Consider the following 22,773-nt stretch of genomic DNA (forward strand, 5'->3'; position numbering starts at 1 on the left):
CATCCCGCCGCGCGAAATCGTTTCGCGGCTTACTCGGCGGCCGAGGCGTTCTCGGCCAGATTGGCGGCCTCGGTGGCCGTCTCGCCGCCGGTCGCCGCCTCTTCCGGCAGTTCCTCGACCGGCGCTTCCTCGAGCGCACCGATATCGACGCCCATGTCGCCCTGCTGGCGGGCAAGACCGTCGACGGCGGCGCGGGCGATCAGGTCGCAGTAGAGCGAGATGGCGCGGGCGGCGTCGTCATTGCCCGGGATCGGGTAGTCGATCGGTGCCGGATCGCAGTTCGAATCGACCACCGCGACGATCGGGATGTGCAGCCGTTTGGCTTCCTCGATGGCGATCGATTCCTTGTTGGTATCGATCACGAAGATCATGTCCGGCACGCCGCCCATGTCGCGAATGCCGCCGAGCGCCCGGTCGAGCTTGTCGCGCTCGCGGGTCAGCGTCAGCCGCTCCTTCTTGGTGAAGGCCTGGGCCTCGCCGCCGGCGAGCATCTCGTCGAGCTTGCGCAGGCGCTGGATCGACGCCGAGATGGTCTTCCAGTTGGTCAGCATGCCGCCGAGCCAGCGGGAGTTGACGTAGTACTGGGCCGAACGCTGCGCCGCATCCGCGATGAGGTCAGACGCCTGGCGCTTGGTGCCGACGAAGAGCACGCGGCCGCCGCGGGCGACGGTGTCGGAGACGGCGAGCAAAGCGCGATGCAGCAGCGGCACCGTCTGGGCGAGATCGAGGATGTGGATGTTGTTGCGCGCGCCGAAGATGTAGGGCGACATCTTCGGGTTCCAGCGGTGAGTCTGGTGACCGAAGTGGACACCAGCCTCGAGGAGCTGGCGCATGGAATAGTCTGGCAGAGCCATGGTGTGATCGTCCTTTGACCGGTTATGCCTCCACGGAAAGAAGCGGCCGGAGAGCCGCCACCGGTGGGTGAGACCTGACCGGAACGAGGTTCCGATCGATCCAACCCGGTTTCCGTGTGTGGAATGGGGCGCGCCTTACAGCAATCCGGCCGACTTGGCAACTCGGACGGGACGGAAGAGCGATGGTCGGCGCGCTTCGCGATAGATGCGGGCGACGTTCACAGCTTTCAAGATGGAGCCGTCGTGCGGCCTTCAATCGGCCGGACAGCGCGGCGCTTCCTCGAATTCCAGGCTGGCGAGCCGCGCCTTCAGCGAATAGCCATCGAATTTCAGGATCTGATTGCCGGTCACGCCGTTCTCGAAAAGCGTGTAGGTCGTCTCGAACACAGGCAGGCCGTTCTCGTCGCTGTCGGAGTTGTAGAAGGCCTCGGTGATCCGCCAGGCCTTCAGGCCGGCAAGACGTTCGGCGATAGCCGCGGGGTCGCTGGCCCCCGGGTCAGGGCTCGGCGCAGCGGCGGGATCGCCCGGTTCCGGGCCGGCATCGGAGGCGTCCGGCGAAGCCGCGCCGTCCGGCGATGAGTCAAGCTGACCGTCCATCGCGGCGGCCGGTCCCTCGCGTCCGGTCTCCGCATCGCCGTCGGGCGTCGTCGCCTCGCCGTCCTGCGGGGCTGCGGATCCGTCCTCCGGCATGGCGTCATCGCCGTTCCCGATCGGCGCATCCGGCGCCGCCTTCTCCTTTGGCTCTTCAGTCGTCCCGTAGCCGGCGATTTCGTTGGATAGTTCCGCCGCTTCCAGGGGCGTTACGATCACCGTGCTGGTGGTGTTCTTCTCGGGGTCGGAATCACCTTGGAAGACCGGGGATTCGATGATCGGCACGCCGGCCTTCGCCGCCTCGATGATCTGCTTCGTATGGTGAAGCGGGAAGACCGACTGGGGCAACGTGACGTCGCGCGCCTCCGGCTCCTCATAGGCGACGACGGTCTTCTTGCCGTCGGTCGTCGCCTTGCCGCTGGTGGTCGAGTCCGGCAGGGAGTCGACGAAGCTCTCGGCGTTGAAGTCGAGATGCCTGCCGTCGCGGCTTTCGGTGAGGCGGATCTGCTGGTCGGTGACGACGATGTCCTGCTCCTTCAGGAACCGCGCGACGAAACGATAGTCGATGCCGTAGCTCTGGCAGCCACCCGGCTGCTCCATCGCGACGGCGATCCGCCCGTCGACGCCCAGCAGGTTGTCGCTCGAATCCACGAGGCCGACATCGTAGGAGGCCCGGTGCGGGGCCAGCGTCACCGCCTCCGCCGCCGCGGCGGGTCCGATCGGATCGCACAGGCTCAGGGCCGCACCGAGGCTCAGAGCGGAAATTCCGGCTGCGAAGGCTGATCGCGTCATCAAGTTCGATCTTTCACTCACACTGAGGATCGGCTACCGAACGCTTCAAGCGCACCGCACCCATCGCCGCGGTCCTCCGCCACCCCGCGGGACCCTTGGTCCTATTCGCGTCAGAAGAGGAAGACAACATCATGGCCGATACGATCGAAAGCCGTCTCGAGGCAGCCGGCGTGACCCTCCCCGAGGCCGCGGCCCCCGCCGCCAACTACGTGCCGACCGTCACCTACGGCGCGATCCTGCAGACCTCCGGCCAACTGCCGATGGACCAGGGTGCCCTCGCGGTGATCGGCAAGCTCGGCGCCGAGGTCGATGTCGCGACCGGCCAGAAGGCCGCAAAGCTCTGTGCCGTCAACGTTCTCGCCCAGGCAAAAAGCGCCCTCGGCGGCGATCTGTCGAAGATCGGCCGGCTTTTGAAGCTGACGGTCTTCGTTGCCAGCGACCCGTCCTTCACCGAGCAGCACAAGGTCGCCAACGGCGCCTCCGACTTCATGGTCGAGATCCTTGGCGAAAAGGGCCGCCACGCCCGGTCCGCGGTCGGCGTTCCGGCGCTGCCGATGAATGCCGCGGTCGAAGTCGAAGCCACCTTCGAGATCGCCTGACGTGACCATGCAGTATGACGGGCCGTTCCGCTGGCTGGTGGAGCGGCCGATCGCCCATCGCGGCCTTCACGACGGCAATCGCGCCATCCCTGAAAATTCGATTTCGGCAGCGCTCGCGGCGATCGTCGCGGGCTATGCCATCGAGTGCGACGTGCAGATGTCCGCCGACGGCACGCCGCATGTCTTCCACGACGCCACCTTGAACCGGATGACCGGCCGCCACGCCGCGATCGGCTCGCTCTCCGACAGGGCGCTCGCCGAACTCACCCTCGGCCGCACCACGGCGACGATCCCGACGCTCGAGCGCTTCCTCTCGGTCGTCAACGGCCAGGTGCCGCTGGTCGTCGAGCTGAAGGGTGCCGAAAAGAGCCGCGACCCCGACTATTTTGCAAGGGTCAAGCCGCTGATCGACGCCTATGGCGGCCATCTGGCGCTGATGTCCTTCGAGGACTGGCTGATCGACCAGATGCTCGCCGACCGGCCGAAGGATCGACCGATCGGCCTGACGGCGGATGGAAAGCGCGCCGGCGTCCTCGCCATCCATCGCGAGATCTTTACCCGCGGCTGCGACTTCGTCTCCTACGACGTTCACGATCTGCCCAATGCCTTCGTCGACTGGGTCCGCGCCGAGCGAGGCGCGCCGGCGATCTCCTGGACGGTGCGCAACGAAGCAGAGCACCGGGTCGGTACGCTCCACGCCGACCAGATCACCTTCGAGGATTTCGCGCCGCAGCAATGATGTCTTGCGCCGCGTCGCGAAAGCCTTACCTCTCACCCCATGAGGCAGCAGCAGGGCGCCGGCGAAGCGGCGATCACCATCAGGGTGGCCGACAGGATCGCCGCGGTCGACGCGGCGCTCTGGGACAGGCTTGCCGAAAGGCGGGCCCGCGGGTCCGGCAGCCAGACCGGCACGGCGACGGATGCCGGCGTGCCGGGCAATCCGTTCCTCAGTCACGCCTTCTTGAAGTCGCTGGAAGATTCCGGCTGTGTCGGCGAGCGTGCCGGCTGGTTGCCCCAGCATCTCGTCCTCGAGGACCCTGCCGGCGAAATCGTCGGCGTCGCCCCAGCCTATCTGAAATCCCATAGCCAGGGCGAATACGTCTTCGATCACGGCTGGGCCGATGCCTTCGAGCGGGCCGGCGGCGACTATTATCCCAAGCTGCAGATGTCGGTGCCGTTTACCCCGGCGACCGGCCCGCGGCTGCTCGTCGGCGCGGGTGAAGAGGCAGATGCGCGGCGCGTGGCACTTGCCGCCGGAGCGCGGGCCTATCTGTCGCAGACCGGCATTTCCTCGGTCCATGCGACGTTTCTCGAGGAGGCCGATCTCGAAGCGCTTTCCGGCGCCGATTGGCTCCATCGCATCGACCAGCAGTTCCACTTCTTCAATCGCGGCTATGACAGCTACGACGCTTTCCTCGAGACGCTCGCCTCGCGGAAGCGAAAGGCGCTGAAGAAGGAGCGCCGCGAGGCGCTGGCGAACGACATCGCCATCGAGTGGCTGACCGGCCCCGACCTCACCGAGGCCGCCTGGGACGCCTTCTTCTCCTTCTACATGGACACCGGCAGCCGCAAATGGGGCCGCCCCTATCTCAACCGCCGCTTCTTCTCGCTGGTCGGTGAGCGGATGGCCGACCGCATCCTCCTCGTCATGGCAAAGCGCGCCGGGCGCTACATCGCCGGGGCGCTGAACTTCATCGGCACGGACACCCTCTTCGGTCGCAACTGGGGCTGCATCGAGGACCACCCGTTCCTGCATTTCGAGGTCTGCTACCATCAGGCGATCGACTTCGCGATCGAGAACAGGCTCGCCGTCGTCGAGGCGGGCGCACAGGGCCAGCACAAGCTCGCGAGAGGCTATGAGCCGGTGATCACCCATTCCGCCCACTACATCGCCCATCCTGGCCTTCGCCGCGCCATTCGCGACTATCTCGAAGCCGAGCGCGACGAGGTGGAGCGGGTCGGCGAGGTGCTCGGCGAGCACACGCCGTTCAAGCGGGGGTGACGTCCGCGGTCCCGGGCTTTCTCATGGACATGCGAGGCTCCTCGCCTACCATCCAGCTCGACGAATCATAGCCCCGGGAGCCCCGCCCATGAACACCTCGATGCCGTCCTATGACGACAGCAACATCTTTGCGAAGATCCTGAAAGGCGAGATCCCGAGCGAGACGCTTTTCGAGGACGACGTCGCGATCGCGATCATGGACGTGATGCCGCAGTCGAAGGGCCATTGCCTGGTGATCCCCAAGGCGCCGTCGCGCAACATCCTCGATGCGTTCGACGAGACGCTGCAGGCGGTGATGCCGCTGGTGGCCCGGCTTGCCCGGGCGGCGAAGGCGGCATTCTCGGCCGACGGCGTGCGGGTCGCCCAGTTCAACGAGGAGCCGGCCGGCCAGACCGTTTTCCACCTGCATTTCCACGTCATCCCGATCTATGAGGGCGTCGAATTGAAGCGCCATGCCTTCGGCGATGTGCCGATGGACACCATCAAGGAGCACGCGGAAGCGATCCGGGCGGAGTTGGCGAAAGGGTAGGTCCTTCATGCGGCCGCCGCCGCGGCCTGCCGGCGGCGCCGCCTTCCTCACAATGCCTTTGCGACGCGCATGGGTGGGCGGCCGTTGTGCCGCGACGTTTGCTGCGAGGGTTTTCCCAATCCTCATCTGGAGTGCAAGCGCACCTGAGCCTCGGTGAGCGAGCAGATGTACGAACGTCGTTTCCCACCGCAACGCCTGCCGCGAGCGTATCCCGATCCATCATCCTCAGGTGCGAGCCCAGCGAGCCTCGAGGGGCAAGGGATTGGCGGCACGGCGCGAGAGCCTCGCGTCGCTCGCGCTCTTCACGCCAACGCCACCAGAAGCGCCCAACCGCCGATCACCAGTTCGGCGGCGAGGATGCCGAGGAGAATCCGCCGGCGCGACAGCTGAAAGGCGGCAAAGCCCGCAGCCAGCGAGATAACACGGATTGCGGTCGGGATTTCGGCAAGGGCGCCCGAGGGAAAGAACACCAGCTGCGCGATGACTGCCGCAACGAGCGAGGTCGCGATGGTGCGGGCGAGCGATGCGGCTTCGCTGGTCTCGTCGATGCGGTTCGCCGAGACGACGCCGAGATAGCGCCACATGTCGGTGGGCAGCCAGCCGCCGAGAAGGATGAAGACATAGGGCCACCAGGGAACGGCGTTGGAATAGACCCAGTCGGACATCAGCCCCTCTCCCGCCGGCCGTCGATCAGCTTGCCGCCGAAATAGGCGACCAGCCCGCCACCGATGCCAGCGACGAGCAACTCATATCCCGGCGACAGCCAGTGCGCGGCAGGCAACGCCGCCATGCCGCAGAACAGCGCCAGCTTGCCGGAAACGTCGCGGGCCGAGCCATAGAGCGAGGTGAAGAAATAGACCGGCGTCAGGAAGGCGAGAGCCCCGGTCGCCAGCGCCGGCAGCTGACCCATCAGATTGAACACGATCGCGACGAGGATGGTGTTGACCGTCGTCAGCGTTGCCGCGAAGCCGCCGAAGAACGCCGTGCGCTTGTCCCGCGGCACCTGGTCGAAACGCTCCATGGCGAAGACCCAGGCGGTGATCGCGACGAAATGCGACAGGAAGAGAAGCGTCGAGGTCCGGGTCTTCGGCCCGCGCATCTCTGGCATCAGGGCGACGACCATCGGCGTCATCCGCAGCGACGACAACCCGACGGCGAAGGCTGCGGCCGGCAGCGATGTGCCGGCGGTGATCGCGCCGACCAGGATGATCTTCGCCGGCAGCGCCCAGACCACCGCGGTCATGAAGGCCGCCTCTTCCCAGGAGATGCCGGCCTCGCGGCAGAGCCCGGCAAAGCCGAAGAAGGCGGTGGTGAGGATCAGCGCCGGCGGGCTGAAGATCCCCTTCATGCCAAGGAGGATCCAGCCGGCGGTGGTGCGTTCGGGCGGTTCGGAGAGGGTCATGAGCCGGAGCGGCTTTGAAGGGCGGGCTGAAAGACGAAACGGCCCGGCCGGCGATGGTCGCCGGCCGGGCCGTTCATTCATAGGGATCGACGGCGGGCGCCGTCAATCGGAGCGGCGACGCGCTCAGTTCGAGCGACGGGGCACCTTCGGCACCGAACCCGAGCGGCGGTTCTTCGGTGCCGGCGACTTCGCCGGGCCCTCGTCGCCGGAGCCTGCAGGTCCGTCGTCATCTACGTCGGAGCCGTCGGCCGCGACCTTCGCCCGCTTTTTCGCCTGGGACGCGCCCTTTTGTTCGGAGCGCCGTGCCCGCGGCGGCGGCACGTCGTCGGCGATCGTCTCGAGCGCGATCTTCTTGCCGCCCTCGCCGTCGTCCTCGACCAGCACCCGCACGGTTCCGCCGCGCTTCAGCTTGCCGAACAGCACCTCGTCGGCGAGCGGCTTCTTGATGTGCTCCTGGATGACGCGGGCCAGCGGCCGTGCCCCCATATTCTCGTCGTAGCCCTTGTCGGCGAGCCAGACGACGGCCTCCGGCGTCAGCTCGAAGATCACGCCACGCTCGGAGAGCTGCGCCTCGAGCTGCATGACGAACTTCTCGACCACCTGGTGGATCACCGGCGTCGGCAGCGGGCCGAACGGGATGACCGCATCGAGACGGTTGCGGAACTCCGGCGTGAACAGGCGATTGATCGCCTCCTCGTCGGCGCCGGTGCGGCGCGAATGGCCGAAGCCGATGGTCGCCTTGGCCATCTCGGAGGCGCCGGCATTGGTCGTCATGATCAGGATGACGTTCCTGAAATTGATCTGCTTGCCGTTGTGGTCGGTCAGCCGGCCGTGATCCATGACCTGCAGCAGGATGTTGAAGAGGTCCGGATGGGCCTTCTCGATCTCGTCGAGCAGCAGCACGCAATGCGGATGCTGGTCGACGCCGTCGGTCAGGAGGCCGCCCTGGTCGAAGCCGACATAGCCCGGAGGTGCACCGATCAGCCGCGAGACCGTGTGCCGCTCCATGTATTCCGACATGTCGAAGCGCAGGAGCTCGACGCCGAGCGAAGACGCCAGCTGGCGCGCCACCTCGGTCTTGCCGACGCCGGTCGGGCCGGAGAACAGGTAGGAGCCGATCGGCTTGTCCGGCTCGCGCAGGCCCGCCCGCGACAGCTTGATCGCCGAGGCGAGGCTCTCGATCGCCTGGTCCTGGCCGTAGACGACGCGTTTCAGCTGCTCGTCGAGATGGGCGAGCACTTCCTCGTCGTCCTTTGAGACGGCCTTGGCCGGGATCCGCGCCATGGTGGCGATGGTGGTCTCGATCTCCTTGACGCCGATCTGCTTCTTGCGCCGGGATTCGGGCAGCAGCATCTGCGAGGCGCCGGTCTCGTCGATCACGTCGATCGCTTTGTCCGGCAGCTTGCGGTCGGTGATGTAGCGAGCCGAAAGCTCGACTGCCGACTTGATCGCGTCATTGGTGAAGCGCACCCGGTGGAAGTCCTCGAAATAGGGCTTCAGCCCCTTGAGGATCGAGACAGCGTCCTCGACCGAGGGCTCCTTCACGTCGATCTTCTGGAAGCGGCGCACCAGCGCCCGGTCCTTCTCGAAGAACTGGCGATACTCCTTGTAGGTGGTCGAGCCGATGCAGCGGATCGCCCCCGAGGAAAGCGCCGGCTTCAACAGGTTCGAGGCGTCCATTGCGCCGCCGGACGTGGCGCCGGCGCCGATCACCGTGTGGATCTCGTCGATGAACAGGACGGCGCCCGGATAGTCCTCGAGCTCCTTCACGACCTGCTTCAGCCGCTCCTCGAAATCGCCGCGATAGCGGGTACCGGCGAGCAGCGTGCCCATGTCGAGGGAGAAGATCGTCGCGTCGGCGAGGACGTCCGGAACGTCACCCTCGACCACCCGCTTGGCGAGGCCCTCGGCGATCGCCGTCTTGCCGACGCCGGGATCGCCGACATAGAGCGGATTGTTCTTCGAACGCCGGCACAGCACCTGGATGGTGCGGTTGATCTCCTCGGCACGGCCGATCAGCGGATCGATCCGGCCGTTGCGGGCCTTGTCGTTGAGATTGATGCAATAGGCGGTCAGCGCATCGGGCGCCGCCTTGCGCTTGCCGTCCTCATCCTGGCCGATGGTCGACTGCTCGTCCTCGGCGCCGCGCAGCGGCCGGCTCTCCGAGGCGCCTGGGCGCTTGGAAATGCCGTGGGAGATGAAGTTCACCGCGTCGTAGCGGGTCATCTCCTGCTCCTGCAGGAAATAGGCGGCATGGCTCTCGCGCTCGGCGAAGATCGCGACGAGCACGTTGGCGCCGGTGACTTCCTCGCGCCCGGAACTCTGGACGTGAATCACCGCGCGCTGGATCACCCGGTGGAATCCGGCGGTGGGTTTGGAATCCTCCTCGTGTCCGGTGACGAGATTCGCCAGTTCGGTGTCGATGTAGGAGGTCAGGTTCTTTCGCAGGAGGTCGAGATCGACGCTGCAGCCCCGCATCACGGCTGCGGCGTCCTTGTCCTCGAGAAGGGCCAGGAGCAGGTGCTCGAGCGTCGCGAATTCCTGGTGACGCTCGTTTGCAAGTGTCAGGGCCTGATGAAGTGCCTTCTCAAGGCTTTGCGAAAATGTCGGCAAGCTTCACCTCAATTCTTTTCCATCACGCATTGCAGCGGATGCTGGTGCTGGCGGGCGAAATCCATGACTTGGGTTACCTTGGTCTCGGCCACTTCGAAGGTGTAGATGCCGCATTCGCCGACGCCGTGATTGTGCACGTGCAGCATGATCCTCGTTGCGGCTTCGTGGTCCTTCTGGAAGAAGCGTTCGAGAACGTGGATGACGAACTCCATCGGAGTGTAATCGTCGTTCAGAAGCAGGACTCTGTAAAGGCTGGGCCGTTTGGTTTTCGGCTTGGTCCGGGTGATGACCGAGGTGCCGCGGTCGGTGCCGCCGTCCTTGTCGTCGCCCTGGAGCCTGACCGGTTTCGCGCCCAGCCTCTGGTTCATCCCCGCTTCCGTCCGTTCAGCCAGCATCGCCATGGGTCGTATGTATGCACGTGTCATGAGAATTTAAGGAGCCCCCGCGACGCACCCCTCGCGGTGCCTGCGCTCGCCCGGGCAAGGAGAAACTCTAACGCAAAAAGGCCCGGCTGGAACCGGGCCCTTCGATCAATTTCGTCATTCACCCACGCGCCGCCCGTCGGACGGAGCCGCGGCGAGCCGACTTTCAGTTGGCCGCCTGGGCGGTCTTCTTCTCGGCGGTCTTCACCGCGTCCTTGGCGGTCGCGGTGGCTTCGCCGGCGGCCTGGCTCATCTGGGCGGCGGACTTGTCGGCAAGCTTTGTCATCGTGCCGGAGGCGGCCGTCGCGGTCTGCTCGAACGGCTTGTAGGTCTCCTTGGCGATGTCGGCGTAGATGTCGCCCATCTTGGTCATCTGCGCGACCCAGGTCTCGTAAGAGGACTTGGCATATTCGCTCTGCAGCTCGATGGTCTTGTCGAGCGTCTTCGCCTGGAAGAGCTTCTCCATCATCGCCGTCTGATTCTCGTAGGACCGCTTGGTGAAGTCGGCCGTCTCGGCAGTGATCTGCTGGAAGCCCTTGGTCATCGCGGCGAAGGATTTCAGCGCGTTGTCCATCGCTTCCTTGGTGAACTTGCCGGCGTCTTCGTACATGTTCATGATTGTCGTCCTTTCCTGTTCCATACGGTCTTAGCGGAGGACGGAGGATGTTGTTTTCGGCGGCGTGACGTCGCCCCGCTTGATGCCGCTTTCCTGCTGCAACTCAACATATTGCAACGCACAATCCCTTTCAAGGGGTTTTGCTGCACTGCACCAAAATTCTCCTGCTGTGACCTTTCGTCACCCGCGTCCGTTTGCGCCGCCGGCGGTAAAAATGCGAGCAAGGTGAACGCAATGCGAATGATATAAACCGATTGGTAAGCGAAGCCGGCCTACGCTCTCGTCATCAAAAGGGCCCAACCAGGGGTTAGCCCTCCGCTTCATGGCCGAACGAATGCGGAGGGCCCGAAACCTCGCCGTGCCAGCAACACGATCGAAGAGTTTTTGCGTGCCACTCGAACCGACGCATCTGAAAAAAGTCGCCCGGAATTTCGCGAAGCTGGCCGTCGCCGCCGTCGTCGGCACCGGGCTGGCGCTGTCGGCAGTTTCGGCGGCTTCGGCCGCCAATCCGAAATATGCCGGCTTCGTCATCGACGCCAACAACGGCAAGGTCCTTTATCAGGACCGTGCCGACGAATATCGCTTTCCGGCCTCGCTCACCAAGATGATGACGCTCTACCTCACCTTCGAGGCGCTGAAGAGCGGCAAGCTCCACAAGGACGACAAGATGCCGGTGTCGGCCTATGCCGCCGCCCGGCCGCCCTCGAAGCTCGGCCTTCGCCCCGGCACGACGCTGACCGTGGACGAGGCGATCAGCTCGCTCGTCACCCGCTCGGCCAATGATGCCGCCGTGGTGCTCGCCGAATACCAGGCCGGCTCCGAGGCCGCCTTCGCCCGCCGGATGACGGACAAGGCCCATCGTCTCGGCATGAGCCGTACCGAATTTCGCAACGCCAACGGCCTGCCGAATTCCGACCAGCACACCACCGCCCGCGACATGGCGACGCTCGGCATCGCGCTGCGCGAGCATTTCCCGCAATATTACGACTACTTCTCGATCCGTTCGTATAATTTCCGCGGCCACCGGATCGGCAATCACAACCGGGTGCTGAACCGCTACAAGGGCGTCGACGGCATCAAGACCGGCTACATCAACGCCTCCGGCTTCAACCTCGTCACCTCGGTGAAGACCGACGGCAAGAGCGTCGTCGCGGTGGTCTTCGGCGGCACCTCCGGGCGCTCGCGCGACGACCACATGGTCGACCTCCTGAAGCGCTACATGCCGAGCGCCAGCCGCCGCGACACCGGCCCGCTGATCGCCGCGCAGCCCAATCCCAACGTCCAGATCGCCTCGGCCGAGGTGGAGCTGCCGAAGCGTGGGCCGATCCCCGACTTCCGGCCGGGAGAGGGCGGCATCTCGATCAACGACCGGATCGCCATGGCCTATGGCAGCGATTCCGGCGATGCGATCGCGGCGCGCATGCCGACGCCGACGGCGCGTCCGCTGATGGGCCGCGATGCGATTCGCGCCGCCCTGGTCGAGGAGCGTCCCGCCGTCTCCAGCGCCGCTGCGGCGATCCTGCCGCTCGCCCGTCCGGCTGCCGATCGCGGCACGCCCCGTCCGGCCGCCTCGCTGATGCGCGAGGCCAGCATCGACGGCTCGGCCACCGGTTCGATCGATCGCGACACCGCCGCCGAGGTCGTCCAGGCGCCGACGCCGAGGTCGCCCTGGGTGGTGCAGATCGCCGCGACCGAAACGGTCTCCCAGGCGATGACCATGCTGAAGAAGGCCAAGGGTGCCGCCGGCTCGCAGCTGGCCGAGGCAGAGCCCTTCACCGAAAGCGTCGCCACCGGCGGCAGCACGCTCTACCGGGCCCGGTTCGCCGGTTTCGGCAGCAAGGACGAGGCGTGGAAAGCCTGCGCCGCGCTGAAGCGCAGCTCCTACAACTGCTACGCCGTCGCCAACTGATGACGGCGCCGCCGGTCGGCGGATGATGCAAGACCTTTGATGAATGGCGCGGGGCATGACGCCCCGCCTGGAGCAGCGCGCATGTCGGCAGGGATGACCTGCCGGCTGAACAAGCGGACTCCGTCGACCGGTCGCACGGCATGACGCCGCAAATCCGGAAAATGCGCGATCTTCACCGGCCGCCGGAACGGCGGACGCCCATGGGGGTGGGCTCAATCGGTAAAGAGGCGTTTGGGTGGCCGATTGCGCCCGACTGTTCCGGCGGCGGTACCGTCACTTGACGGCCGCCACCCTGTATCGAGTTCCGAGGGGAAGTCATGTCGATCGAGAACCAGCATCTCAACGCTGCGACCCGCAACGGCCAGTGGCCGGAGGCGATCCCAGCCGGCGTCCATCCCCTGCAGCAGGCGGCCCTGCGCCTCGGCGAGGCCCGCGACGGCCGTTCGCGGATGAAGGCCAAGGAGCTGGTCGGCCTGCTCCTGTCCTACGGCGCCCGGGCCTGGCGCGCCTCCCAGCCGGTGAGCCATACGCGGCTGCGCACCGTCGCGCCCAATGGCCGGGTCGCCGTGCGCATGCGGTTCAACTGAGGACGGCCTGCCCGATCCGGGCCAGGGCCGGGCTCAGATGACGCCGAGTTCCTGAAGGGCGATCGAGAGTTCCGGCGGCAGACCGTCGCCGGCCTCGCCGAAGGCGCCGAGATCGGCCGGCGCGTCTTCCTGCTTGAGGTAGCGCCAGCCCTGGAACGGCCGTTTCGGCTGCTGCCGGGTGAGAACGAGTTGCCGATCGAGCATGATGCGGCAGCGGCCGATGCCGCCCTCGTCGGTAAACGGCTCGATCCCGGTGATTGCCTGGCGGGCCTGGACGCTGCCGCGAATCACCCAGTAGAGCGAACCGCCGCGCATCAACTCGTCGACGCGCTTCGGCACCATGCGGGTGACGTGCCAGTAGTCCGTCGCGCCGGACATCGCCAGGCGATGGTCGATATGCGCGGCGAGATCCGGCGCGCTCTCGGCACCGACGCAGAGCTTGAGCAGATGAAGAGCCATCGCGGAACTCTGGCGAAGTCCGTCGCTGGAGCCAAGGGGCGATCGCCACGATGCCCCGATGATCCCCATCAACGATCGCGGCGCTGCCCGCGGGACGATCGTCCGCGGGCAACAGCCGACGAGAAGACGGCCCACCGCGAAGAGCACGCCGCTACCATTCGATCGTCAATGAGAAGAAATCGCCCGGGGCAGTGCCGCGGGTCTTTGGTCTTTCCCGTGCCCTCGCCAGGTCAGTTCGCGGCGATCGCGACCTTGTCGGCGTTGGTGCAGAGGAAACCGAGCATCATGCAGGCTGTGAAGATCGCAACCGTCCACACGGTCACGCCCCAGCACGACTTTCGTACGCTGTCATCCATGATCAGAAGATGTCCTGAACCCCGAAATTCCGCCCCCGCGTCCACTCCCCCGGACCACGAGAACGCGCGTTAATTATCGCTTAACACGGACCGCTACAAGCGGGTGCCGCATTAATTTTCCAAAGGTGTCGCATGGCTGCCTTGCATCGAGCTTAACCGTCTCGAAGCCAACGCCGTCCAGCCTCCCTCCCCTGCTGCCAACGCCCGCAGACCGCCGTCGTGCCCGCGCGTCTCGCCGCCGGGCGAAGGATGCGGACCGGCCGGATTTCCACGGCAGCCGCTTCGATGCCACACTGCCCGAGACCCCGATCCGCCTCGACGCAGAAAGGGCCGAAGCCGCAACCGGACGATCAGTCATGACCCTTGCCGCCGCAGACATCATCGCCGTCATCGTCTTCGTCTCGGCCTGGGTCGTCTACAATTTCTTCGTCGAACGCCATGCGCGCGGCGGGACCGGCCTTTCCGGCGCCATGAACCTGCAGCGCGCCGCCTGGATGCGGACCATGCTCAGCCGCGACTTCCGGATGATCGACACGGCGATTCTCGCCGGGCTGCAGCAGGGAACGGCCTTCTTCGCCTCCGGCTGCATCTTTGCCATCGGCGGCTGCTTCGCCCTTCTCGGCGCGGCCGAGCGGATCTCGGCGATCGCCGCCGACCTGCCGCTGTCGGGCGGGCTCGACAAGCCGCTGGTCGAACTGAAGCTGCTCGGGCTGGTGGTGATCTTCTCCTACGCCTTCTTCAAGTTCGGCTGGGCCTACCGGCTGTTCAACTATTGCTCGATCGTCATCGGCGCCGTCCCGATGCCGAAGGAGGCGGCGAAGGATCCAGCAGGTGCCGAGCAGGCCATCGAGCGGGCGATCGGGCTCAACCAGATCGCCGGCCACCACTTCAATGCCGGTCTGCGGGCGGTGTTCTTCTCCCTCGCCTATCTCGGCTGGCTGCTCGGGCCCCTCGTCCTGATCGCCTCGACCGCCCTCGTCGTCGCCATTCTCCTGAACCGGCAGTTCCGCTCTCCGGCCCAGCAGATCGTCTCGAACTGACGGGACTGGACCTATGGAGCCGGAAACAGCGCGTCGGTGCGGCCCTGCAGCCGGTAGGCGAGAAGGCCGAGATATTCCCGGATCGCAAAATGCACCTTCTCGACATTGCGGATGCTCGCCGAGGAGGGCTGCCAGACCGTCGCGCCGCCGGGCGTGCGGTAATCGACGGGATAGGGCAGCACGGAAAAGCCGGCCTTGCGGAAGCAGCCGACCGCCCTCGGCAAGTGAAAGGCCGACGTGACGAGCAGCCATGTCTCGCCCGGTCTGGGATCGGCGAGTTCCTTCGAATAGACGGCGTTCTCGAAGGTGTCGCGGGCCCGCGCGTCGAGGATCAGCCGGTCGCGTGGCAGGCCAGCGCCGACGAAGAACGCCTCGGCCGATTCGGTTTCCGGCACGTCCTCGGCGAAAATCGACGCATCGCCGCCGGAGAAGATCACCTTCGCCTGCGGATAGCGCCGCGCGAGGAGCAGCGCCTCGGTCGCGCGGTCAGCCGCCTCGTTGAACTCCGCGCCGCCGCGTGTGCGGGCGATACGCGTGTCGAAGGCGCCGCCGAGAACGACGATGCCGGCGACATTCTCAGGCAGTTCCGTCCGCGGAAAGCGATTTTCCAGCGACGCCATCATCAACAGGCCGAGGGGGCTGAGGCTGACGACGGCAAGCGCGACGATGGCAAGCGCGACGAGGCCCGCGCCGAGCCGCCGCCAGGCGAGCCATCTGAGAGCGAGGCCGAGCAGTATGAGGAGGAGAATGGCGACGAGGGGCTGGACCAGGAGCCAGCCGATCTTGGCGACGTAGAAGAACAGGAAATTCACTCCGGATAGACAGACGCCGCGCCGGCGCGGGTTGAGCGAGCATAGCTTTCCGGCCGCTCGGCCACGAGAGGCACAGGGACATGCCGCCCTTGCCGGCCGATCCGCCTCGCCGCTGTCAGTTCGTCTTTGCAGGAGACTTCATCGGCGCCGGTCCTTCGACGGCAGGCTCGGCCGCCTGGCGGCGCGCCTTTCTCGTCTCGACGCTTTCGGTGCCACCGCCCGGTGCCGTCTCGGCCGCCGGCTCGGCCAGCGTCACTGGCGTCTTCATCAGGATCTCACGATGCGGGAACGGAATGCCGATGCCGTTCGCCTTGAAGGCATCCCACAGCGCCAGGAACACCTCACCCTTGACGTTGGTGAGGCCCGCCGGCGGGTCCTTGATCCAGAAGCGGACGACGAAGTCGAGCGAGGAATCGCCGAAGCCGGTCAGCCAGCAGACCACCGGCTTGTCGGAAACCACCCTTCCGACCGAGGTGGTGGCCTCCTTCGCGATGCGGATCACCTCGTGGGGGTTGGAATCGTAGGAGACGCCGAAGGTGACGTCGATTCTGACGAGGTCGTTGGAGAACGACCAGTTGATCACCTGGTTGGTGATGAAGTCCTCGTTGGGGATCAGATATTCCCGGCCGTCGCGGGTGATAACCGAGACGAATCGCGCCCGCAGCTCGCGGATCCAGCCGAAGGTCTCGCCGAGCGAGATCGTGTCGCCCGGCTTGATCGAGCGGTCTGTGAGAATGATGATCCCCGAGATGAAGTTCGAGACAACCTTCTGCAGGCCGAAGCCGAGGCCGACGCCGAGCGCACCGGACAACACCGTCAGCGCCGTGAGGTCGACGCCGACCGCGGCGAGCCCGACGACGCAGGCGACGAAGACCAGCCCGACCTTGAGGAGCTTGCCGATCAGTACGCGCAGCGCCGGCGTCAGCTCCTCGCTGCGCTTGATCCGCGTGTCGAGAAAATTGCCGGCGATCGAGGCGAGCCAGAGGGTGAGGACGAGAACGACGACGGCCTTGATGACGAGCAGCGCCGAAATCCGCGAGCTGCCGATGTCGATGGCGGTGGCGTCGAGGGCCTTCGAGACGGGCGCCGTGAGATCGAGGATCGACAGGGCCGCGACGATCCAGGCGCAGGCGGCGATGATCCGCGCCGCGAGCTTGTTGCGGACGATCCGCGAGGCGACCGAGATCACCAGATAGGCGAGCGCCAGGTTGAAGACGACGGAGATGATCGAGGAACGCGGCCCGCCGGCGGCGCTGTCGAAGAGGGTGAGCAGCCAGAGGCAGAACACGAAATAGACGAGCTTCATCCGCCGGCGGATCGCGACGATGATGCGCAAGAGGCTGGGCGCCGCGCGGATCCTGCGGGCCTGGGCCTCGATGGCGCCGCGGGTCAGGCGGTCGAGGACGATGGCGAGGAGGGCCGCGACGGCGATCGCCGCAACCTGCGCCAGCGACGAGGGCTGATAGAAGAAGGCGAGCGCCGAGGCCGCCCAATCGGAGGCTTCGCCGCCGATCCGCCGCAGCGTCGCCTCGTCCATCAGGCGCGATCCCAGTTCGGTGCGAAGGAGGGGTCGACGAGCCGCTCGTTGCGGCGGGTGAGAGCGGAGATCGCCGCCTGTTCGTCCTTGGACAGCTCGAAGTCGAAGATCGCCAGATTCTCCTTCAGACGTTCCGGCTTCGACGTGCGGGGGATCGCCCCGACGCCGTCCTGCTCGATCTCCCATCGAAGGACGATCTGCGCCGGCGACTTGCCGTGACGCTCGGCGGCACTGCGGATCACCGGGTGGTTCAGCACCTCGCCGCCGCGGCCGATCGGCGAATAGGCGACGAGACCCATCTCATGGCGCCGGCAGGCCGAAAGCACCTCCGCCTGTGACAGGAAGGGATGATATTCGACCTGATTGCAGACCAGCGGGTGTGAGGCCATCGCCGAGGCCTCGTCGAGGAGCGTAGAGGTGAAATTGGCGACGCCGACATGTCTCGTCAGGCCGTCGTCGACGGTCAGGCGGAGGGCGTCGATCGATTCCTCGAGGGCGATGTCGGGATTGGGCCAGTGGATCAGGATGAGATCGACTGGGCCGATGCCAATCCTCTCCACCGACTGGCGCGCGGCGGCCGCAAGGTCCGCCTCGGCGAGGTCCGTCCACCAGACCTTGGTGGTGACGAAAAGCTCGTCCCTGGCGATGCCGCTCTTGCGGATGCCTTCGCCGACTTCGGTCTCGTTGCCGTACATCCGGGCAGTATCGATATGGCGATAGCCGGCGTCGATGGCCCGCGCCACCATGTCGACGCAGGCGCCGCCCTCCAGCGTGTAGGTGCCGAGACCGATGGCCGGAATGCGCGCCGTGCCGGCTTCGATGAATTTCATGGGTCTGTCTCTCCTGTCCTCGCCGGAGGCCTTTCCGACGCAGCGTGACAAGGAGAAATAGGCACGCGCCGATGCGTTCCATCGGGACGGCGCGGCGAAGGTCGCCGCAGGTCCGCTTCGCGGCCCTCACTCGATCGGCAACGCAGCGTCGCTTTCTTCGGGCGGCGGGACGCTGTAGAGGCTCGCGCACCTTGAAGGGAGTTCGCGTGTCCGAAAGCGTCAACCCGACGGCCCGGGGCCGGGTCGCCATCATCGACATCGCGCGGGCGCTCGCCATCGTCGCGATGGCGATCTACCACTTCACCTGGGATCTGGAACATTTCTCCTATGTCGAGGAGGGGCTGACGGGCCATGGCGGCTGGCGGATCTTCGCCCGCTGCATCGCCTCGAGCTTCCTGTTCCTCGTCGGCTTCTCGCTGGTGCTCGCCCATGGCAGGGAGATCCGCTGGCGAAAATTCCTGGTCCGGCTCGGCCAGATCTGCGCCGGCGCCCTGGCGGTGACCGTCGCGACCCTCTTTGCGACGCCGAACAGCTTCGTCTTCTTCGGCATCCTCCACCATATCGCCCTCGCCAGCCTGCTCGGGCTCGCCTTCCTGCGTCTGCCGGCTCTGCTCACGGCCGCTTGCGGCATCGTCGTCGTCGCCGCACCGAGCTTCGTCACGCTGCCCGGCTTCGACAGCCGCTGGCTCGCCTGGATCGGCTGGTTCAGCGACAAGATGCCGCTGTCCAACGACCTCGTGCCGATCTTTCCCTTCTTCGGTGCCGTGCTGATCGGGATTGCCGCAGGCCGCATCGCCGTCGATCGCGGTTTGATCGCAATAATGCGCGGCTGGAACGACAGGCTGGCGCGGCTGCGGCCGCTGGAATTCGCCGGCCGGCACGCGCTGATCATCTATCTCCTGCACCAGCCGCTGCTCTACGGCCTCGTCGCCTCCTTCGCGCTCATCGCGCCGCCGGACCGCGATGCGATCTTCGCCGGCGACTGCAACAAGGCCTGCCTCGCGAGCCAGGACGCCGCCTTCTGCGCGAAATACTGCGGCTGCGCGGAAAAGCGGCTGAAGGAGGACGGCCTGTTCGACGCGCTGATGAAGAACGACGCAGGGGAGGGCGAGATGACCCGCATCCGGCAGATCACCACGGCCTGCAGCTTCGAGGCGGGGCAGTAACGCCCCGCAAGGGGCCGGCGGTCGCCGCTGCCGTCAGCCGGAGCGCGAGGTCTGGCCGACGCCGAGTTCGGCCATGCGGGTGAGGCAGGCCTCTTCGGCGGCGTCGAGCTCGCCCAGCATGTCCTCGATGTCGCGCCGCTTCTGTTCGAGCTCGGCGCGCCGCTCGGCGACCCTGCGCAGGATCGCCCTCAGCTGTCCCGCCTCGCCGGGAGGCTCGCGATACATCTGGACGATCTCGCGGATCTCCGAGATCGCGAAGCCGAGCCGCTTGCCGCGCAGGATGTTCCTCAGCAGCTGGCGGTCGGAGGGACGGAACAGCCGCGTGCGGCCGCGCCGGATCGGATGGATGAGGCCTTCGTCCTCGTAGAAACGGATGGTCCTCGTCGAGATGCCGAATTCGCGCGTCAGCTCGGTGATGGTGTAGTGTTCCCGCATGGTTCCCCGGCTGCAGTCGTGCCCAACTGCATGCATGGCTCACGCCTTACGTAAAAGTCAATTCGCTGGAGCAATATGAGGCATGCGGTTGCAGCGTGGTGAACAAGGCGCCATCAGATCGAAAACCACCATGACGCCAGGCCGAGAAAGGCGAAGAAGCCGACAACGTCGGTGACCGTGGTGACGAAGGTGCCGGAGGCGATCGCCGGGTCGGCGCCGAAATGGTCGAGCACCAGCGGAATCAGGATGCCCGCCAGCGCCGCCGCCAGCATGTTGAAGATCATCGCGATGGCGATCACCTCGCCGAGCGAGACGCTGGAGAACCATACGGCGGCGACGATGCCGATGACGATGGCAAACAGCGCCCCGTTCAAGAGCCCGATCATCACCTCCCTGCGGACGATCCGGCCGGCATTGTAGATGTCGAGATCGCGGGAGGCGAGCGCCCGCACGGTCACCGTCATCGTCTGGGTGCCGGCATTGCCGCCCATCGACGCAACGATCGGCATCAGCACCGCCAGTGCCACCATCTGCTGGATCGAGGCATCGAACAGGCCGATCACCAGCGAGGCGAGGATCGCCGTCGCGAGATTGACCAGCAGCCAGAGGAAGCGCGAGCGCGCCGCCGTGACGACGGTATCCGAGATCTCCTCGTCGCCGACGCCGCCCATCCGGCGGATGTCCTCTTCGGCCTCCTGCTGGACGATGTCGATGACGTCGTCGATGGTCAGAACGCCGACCAGCCGCTCGGTCTCGTCGACCACCGCCGCCGAGAGAAGGTCGTACTGCTCGATGATCTGCGCCGCTTCTTCCTGGTCGGTCTCGGCCGGGATGGCGTGGCGCGTCTCGTGCATGATCTCTTCGATCTTGGCAGGACGGCGGGTGCGCAGGATGCGGTCGAGATCGACCGCACCGAGCAGCTTGAAGGTCGGATCGACGACGAAGATCTGGGCGAAGGATTCCGGCAGGTCCTCCTCGTCGCGCATGTAGTCGATGGTCTGGCCGACGGTCCAATAGGGCGGCACGGCGACGAATTCCGTCTGCATGCGCCGGCCGGCCGATTCCTCGGGATATTCCAGCGAGCGGCGCAGCCGCAGCCTCTCGCGGAACGGCAGCTTGGCGAGGATCTCCTTGCGGTCCTCCTCCTCCATGTCTTCGAGGATGTAGACGGCATCGTCGGAATCGAGCTCGCGCAGCGCTTCGGCCACCTGCTCGTTCGGCATGGCGTCGACGATCGACAGGCGGATCGCCTCGTCGACCTCGGTCAGCGCGGTGTAGTCGAACTCCTCGCCCATGAGCCGGACGAGGGCCTGGCGCTCGTCATGGCCGAGATTGCGCAGGACGTCGCCGAGCTCGGATTCGTGCAGCGGGCCGATCGTCTCGCGCAGGAAGGCGGCATCCTCGGCGGCGATCGCTTCCTTGACGCGGTCGAGAAAGTCTTCGGCGAGATAGCCGTCCTCGTCATAGATGCCGACCCTCGGTTCGGGAGGCGCGTCCAAGACATGCTGCGTGTCAGCCATGGTGCCCTCCCTTCGAAAGCTGGAATCGGATCCGCGCCTGGCGCGGCATCCCGCGTCTAACGCAAGCGCAGGCAAACAAAAATGGGTCGGGCGGCGAATTCGCCAGCGCCGGGGCGAAGCTTCGCATTCAATGTTACAAAAGGTAAAAGGCCGGCGCCCCGAAGCCCCTCGCCTTCCTTCAGTCGCAATGGCCGCAAATAAGCATTTCTGACGATCGCGCCCGATGGCGGGATCGCGAGCGGGCGACGGCGATCGCCCGGCCATCGGCCGCGACCGAGACCCTGCGCCATGATCAACCGTTCCGCCGCCTTCGCAGCATCGCGCTTCGGGCTTGGCCTGCGCCCGCAGGACGCCGCGTCTTTTGCCGGCGATCCCGCCGGAGCGCTCCTCGAAGAGGCGGTCCGCCAGTCGAAGCGCCCGCTCGATGGCGACGGCCTTCGCCCGACGCCCGAAATCCTGCTCACGTTCAAGACCTACCAGGTTCGCCAGAAGCAGCTCGAAACCGCCATGCAGACCCGGGCTACGGCCGATGGCGCGTCGATGGCGATGGACGAGGCCGGGAAGAACTCCGCCATGATGGCGGAGGCCAAGCCGCAGATCGTGGCCTATGAGGCGGAGCTCGCCGCCAAGGTCGCCCGCCAGCTCGCCGCGCCGATCGGCGTCTGCGAACGGCTGGTCGATTTCTGGTCGAACCACTTCGCCGTCGAGGTCACCAAGTCCTTCATCACCCGCGCCGATGTCGGCGCCTATGAGCGCGAGGCGATCCGCCCGCATGTCCTCGGCCGCTTCGAGGACATGTTGCTCGCCGTCGCCCGCCACCCGGCGATGCTCGCCTATCTCGACAACTGGCAGTCGGTGGGCGTCAACAGCCTTGCCGCAAAACGGCAGCAGGGGCGCGGGCTGAACGAGAATTTCGGCCGCGAGCTGATGGAGCTGCATACGCTCGGGGTCGACGGCGGCTACCGGCAGGCGGATGTCAGGGCGCTTGCCAATGCGCTTTCCGGCTGGAGCTTCGGGATGAATCTCGATCGGCGGAACGAGGTGGGGCGCTTCGTCTTCAGGCCGGGCATGCACGAACCCGGCCCGATCACCATTCTCGGCAAGACCTACCGGCAGAAGGGCGAAAGACAGGGCGCCGCGATCATCGCCGATCTCGCCCGCCATCCGGCGACGGCTCGCCACCTGTCCCGCAAGCTTGTCCAGTCCTTCGTCGCCGACGATCCCCCCGAGGCTCTGGTCGCCCGGCTCGCGGACGTCTTCACAAAGTCCGACGGAAATCTCCTCGAAGTCACCAGGGCGCTTCTCACGGCGCCCGCGAGCTGGGAAGCGCCGCGCAACAAGCTGCGCAGCCCGCAGGAATTCGTCGTCGCCTCCGCCCGCGCTCTCGATGTCAGGCTGCAGCCGAAGGAGGCGCGGCGAGGCCTGACGACCCTCGGCCACATGTACTGGCAGCCGGTCTCGCCGGCCGGCTATCCCGGCGATTCCCGCAACTGGCTGGCGGCCGATGCGATGACCAACCGGCTCGATCTTGCCGAATACATCGCCGCGCGCGCCAGGCCCGTCGATCCGCAGGCGCTGGCGAAGACAGTCCTCGGCGACCTTCTTTCGGCCCCGACGCTGGAGGCGATCAGGCGCGCCGAGAGCCCGCGCCAGGCCTATGCCCTGATGCTGATGAGCCCGGAATTTCAGCGGAGATAGCGTG

At 66.2% G+C, this 22,773-nt stretch carries 23 protein-coding genes; 9 read left to right on the forward strand and 14 right to left on the reverse strand.

Annotation, left to right across the window (positions count from 1 at the left end; translation table 11 throughout):
- Positions 1 to 29: 29 nt before the first annotated feature.
- The gene (gene rpsB / locus E3C22_RS07660) at positions 30 to 854 is read right to left on the reverse strand and encodes a 30S ribosomal protein S2 (RefSeq protein WP_245514835.1); all 825 of its coding nucleotides are present in this window, start codon (positions 852 to 854) and stop codon (positions 30 to 32) included.
- 252 nt (positions 855 to 1,106) lie between these two features.
- The gene (locus tag E3C22_RS07665) at positions 1,107 to 2,237 is read right to left on the reverse strand and encodes an EipB family protein (protein WP_134761416.1); all 1,131 of its coding nucleotides are present in this window, start codon (positions 2,235 to 2,237) and stop codon (positions 1,107 to 1,109) included.
- A 131-nt stretch (positions 2,238 to 2,368) separates the two neighbouring features.
- Between E3C22_RS07665 and E3C22_RS07670 the strand changes: the two genes are divergently transcribed.
- The 4 genes from E3C22_RS07670 to E3C22_RS07685 all read left to right on the forward strand — a co-directional run bounded on the left by E3C22_RS07670 (position 2,369) and on the right by E3C22_RS07685 (position 5,367).
- Positions 2,369 to 2,836 (forward strand): RidA family protein, encoded by a 468-nt coding sequence (locus E3C22_RS07670; RefSeq protein ID WP_134761417.1) that lies wholly within the window; start codon positions 2,369 to 2,371, stop codon positions 2,834 to 2,836.
- Positions 2,837 to 2,843: 7 nt separating this feature from the next.
- Entirely contained in the window at positions 2,844 to 3,575 is a 732-nt protein-coding gene (locus E3C22_RS07675) for a glycerophosphodiester phosphodiesterase family protein (protein WP_134761846.1), read from the forward strand.
- Positions 3,576 to 3,614: 39 nt separating this feature from the next.
- Positions 3,615 to 4,838: a GNAT family N-acetyltransferase gene (locus E3C22_RS07680; protein WP_134761418.1), complete on the forward strand. Its 1,224-nt coding sequence runs from the start codon at positions 3,615 to 3,617 to the stop codon at positions 4,836 to 4,838.
- A 100-nt stretch (positions 4,839 to 4,938) separates the two neighbouring features.
- A complete protein-coding gene (locus E3C22_RS07685) occupies positions 4,939 to 5,367 on the forward strand; it encodes an HIT family protein (protein ID WP_134761847.1) in 429 nt (142 codons plus the stop codon).
- Positions 5,368 to 5,669: 302 nt separating this feature from the next.
- Here the strand turns inward: E3C22_RS07685 and E3C22_RS07690 are convergent, their stop codons facing one another.
- The 5 genes from E3C22_RS07690 to E3C22_RS07710 form a co-directional block, all read right to left on the reverse strand.
- Positions 5,670 to 6,032 (reverse strand): AzlD domain-containing protein, encoded by a 363-nt coding sequence (locus tag E3C22_RS07690; protein ID WP_134761419.1) that lies wholly within the window; start codon positions 6,030 to 6,032, stop codon positions 5,670 to 5,672.
- Positions 6,032 to 6,769, reverse strand: coding sequence for an AzlC family ABC transporter permease (locus E3C22_RS07695; protein ID WP_134761420.1), 738 nt, complete (start codon positions 6,767 to 6,769; stop codon positions 6,032 to 6,034). Before E3C22_RS07695 ends, E3C22_RS07690 begins: the two co-directional genes overlap by 1 nt.
- Before the next feature lie 123 nt (positions 6,770 to 6,892).
- Complete coding sequence (gene clpA, locus E3C22_RS07700; protein ID WP_134761421.1) at positions 6,893 to 9,382, reverse strand: ATP-dependent Clp protease ATP-binding subunit ClpA; 2,490 nt, start codon at positions 9,380 to 9,382, stop codon at positions 6,893 to 6,895.
- An 8-nt stretch (positions 9,383 to 9,390) separates the two neighbouring features.
- Entirely contained in the window at positions 9,391 to 9,738 is a 348-nt protein-coding gene (gene clpS / locus E3C22_RS07705) for an ATP-dependent Clp protease adapter ClpS (protein ID WP_134761848.1), read from the reverse strand.
- Between the two features lie 232 nt (positions 9,739 to 9,970).
- On the reverse strand, positions 9,971 to 10,420 hold the full coding sequence (locus tag E3C22_RS07710; RefSeq protein WP_134761422.1) for a phasin family protein: 450 nt from the start codon (positions 10,418 to 10,420) through the stop codon (positions 9,971 to 9,973).
- Between the two features lie 334 nt (positions 10,421 to 10,754).
- Here E3C22_RS07710 and E3C22_RS07715 point away from each other — a divergent pair, with 334 nt between their 5' ends.
- The gene (locus E3C22_RS07715; protein WP_134761423.1) at positions 10,755 to 12,329 is read left to right on the forward strand and encodes a D-alanyl-D-alanine carboxypeptidase; all 1,575 of its coding nucleotides are present in this window, start codon (positions 10,755 to 10,757) and stop codon (positions 12,327 to 12,329) included.
- A 317-nt stretch (positions 12,330 to 12,646) separates the two neighbouring features.
- Positions 12,647 to 12,916, forward strand: coding sequence for a hypothetical protein (locus E3C22_RS07720; protein ID WP_134761424.1), 270 nt, complete (start codon positions 12,647 to 12,649; stop codon positions 12,914 to 12,916).
- A 33-nt stretch (positions 12,917 to 12,949) separates the two neighbouring features.
- Here E3C22_RS07720 and E3C22_RS07725 read toward each other — a convergent pair whose 3' ends face one another.
- Together E3C22_RS07725 and E3C22_RS24885 are read right to left on the reverse strand one after the other, a co-directional pair.
- The gene (locus E3C22_RS07725) at positions 12,950 to 13,375 is read right to left on the reverse strand and encodes a DUF1489 family protein (protein ID WP_134761425.1); all 426 of its coding nucleotides are present in this window, start codon (positions 13,373 to 13,375) and stop codon (positions 12,950 to 12,952) included.
- A 230-nt stretch (positions 13,376 to 13,605) separates the two neighbouring features.
- The gene (locus E3C22_RS24885) at positions 13,606 to 13,731 is read right to left on the reverse strand and encodes a hypothetical protein (protein WP_280987581.1); all 126 of its coding nucleotides are present in this window, start codon (positions 13,729 to 13,731) and stop codon (positions 13,606 to 13,608) included.
- 356 nt (positions 13,732 to 14,087) lie between these two features.
- On the opposite strand from E3C22_RS24885, the gene E3C22_RS07730 reads away from it, so the two are divergent.
- On the forward strand, positions 14,088 to 14,771 hold the full coding sequence (locus tag E3C22_RS07730; protein WP_134761426.1) for a DUF599 domain-containing protein: 684 nt from the start codon (positions 14,088 to 14,090) through the stop codon (positions 14,769 to 14,771).
- 11 nt (positions 14,772 to 14,782) lie between these two features.
- On the opposite strand, the gene E3C22_RS07735 is transcribed toward E3C22_RS07730, so the two are convergent.
- The 3 genes from E3C22_RS07735 to E3C22_RS07745 all read right to left on the reverse strand — a co-directional run bounded on the left by E3C22_RS07735 (position 14,783) and on the right by E3C22_RS07745 (position 17,950).
- Positions 14,783 to 15,583, reverse strand: a complete 801-nt coding sequence (locus E3C22_RS07735) for a YdcF family protein (protein WP_245514839.1) — start codon at positions 15,581 to 15,583, stop codon at positions 14,783 to 14,785.
- A gap of 115 nt (positions 15,584 to 15,698) precedes the next feature.
- A complete protein-coding gene (locus E3C22_RS07740) occupies positions 15,699 to 17,120 on the reverse strand; it encodes a mechanosensitive ion channel family protein (protein ID WP_134761427.1) in 1,422 nt (473 codons plus the stop codon).
- Entirely contained in the window at positions 17,120 to 17,950 is an 831-nt protein-coding gene (locus tag E3C22_RS07745; protein ID WP_134761428.1) for an aldo/keto reductase, read from the reverse strand. The genes E3C22_RS07740 and E3C22_RS07745 overlap by 1 nt, the downstream gene beginning before the upstream one ends.
- A gap of 206 nt (positions 17,951 to 18,156) precedes the next feature.
- Here E3C22_RS07745 and E3C22_RS07750 point away from each other — a divergent pair, with 206 nt between their 5' ends.
- Positions 18,157 to 19,116, forward strand: coding sequence for a heparan-alpha-glucosaminide N-acetyltransferase (locus E3C22_RS07750; RefSeq protein WP_245514840.1), 960 nt, complete (start codon positions 18,157 to 18,159; stop codon positions 19,114 to 19,116).
- Between the two features lie 33 nt (positions 19,117 to 19,149).
- Here E3C22_RS07750 and E3C22_RS07755 read toward each other — a convergent pair whose 3' ends face one another.
- Positions 19,150 to 19,551 carry a MerR family transcriptional regulator gene (locus E3C22_RS07755; protein ID WP_134761430.1) on the reverse strand — a complete coding sequence of 134 codons (402 nt, stop codon included), beginning with the start codon at positions 19,549 to 19,551 and terminating at the stop codon, positions 19,150 to 19,152.
- Positions 19,552 to 19,664: 113 nt separating this feature from the next.
- A complete protein-coding gene (gene mgtE / locus E3C22_RS07760) occupies positions 19,665 to 21,071 on the reverse strand; it encodes a magnesium transporter (protein WP_134761431.1) in 1,407 nt (468 codons plus the stop codon).
- 288 nt (positions 21,072 to 21,359) lie between these two features.
- On the opposite strand from mgtE, the gene E3C22_RS07765 reads away from it, so the two are divergent.
- Positions 21,360 to 22,769: a DUF1800 domain-containing protein gene (locus E3C22_RS07765; protein WP_134761432.1), complete on the forward strand. Its 1,410-nt coding sequence runs from the start codon at positions 21,360 to 21,362 to the stop codon at positions 22,767 to 22,769.
- Positions 22,770 to 22,773 lie beyond the last annotated feature (4 nt).

The organism is Jiella endophytica, from assembly GCF_004519335.1.
In the GTDB taxonomy this organism is placed as follows: Bacteria; Pseudomonadota; Alphaproteobacteria; order Rhizobiales; family Rhizobiaceae; genus Jiella; species Jiella endophytica.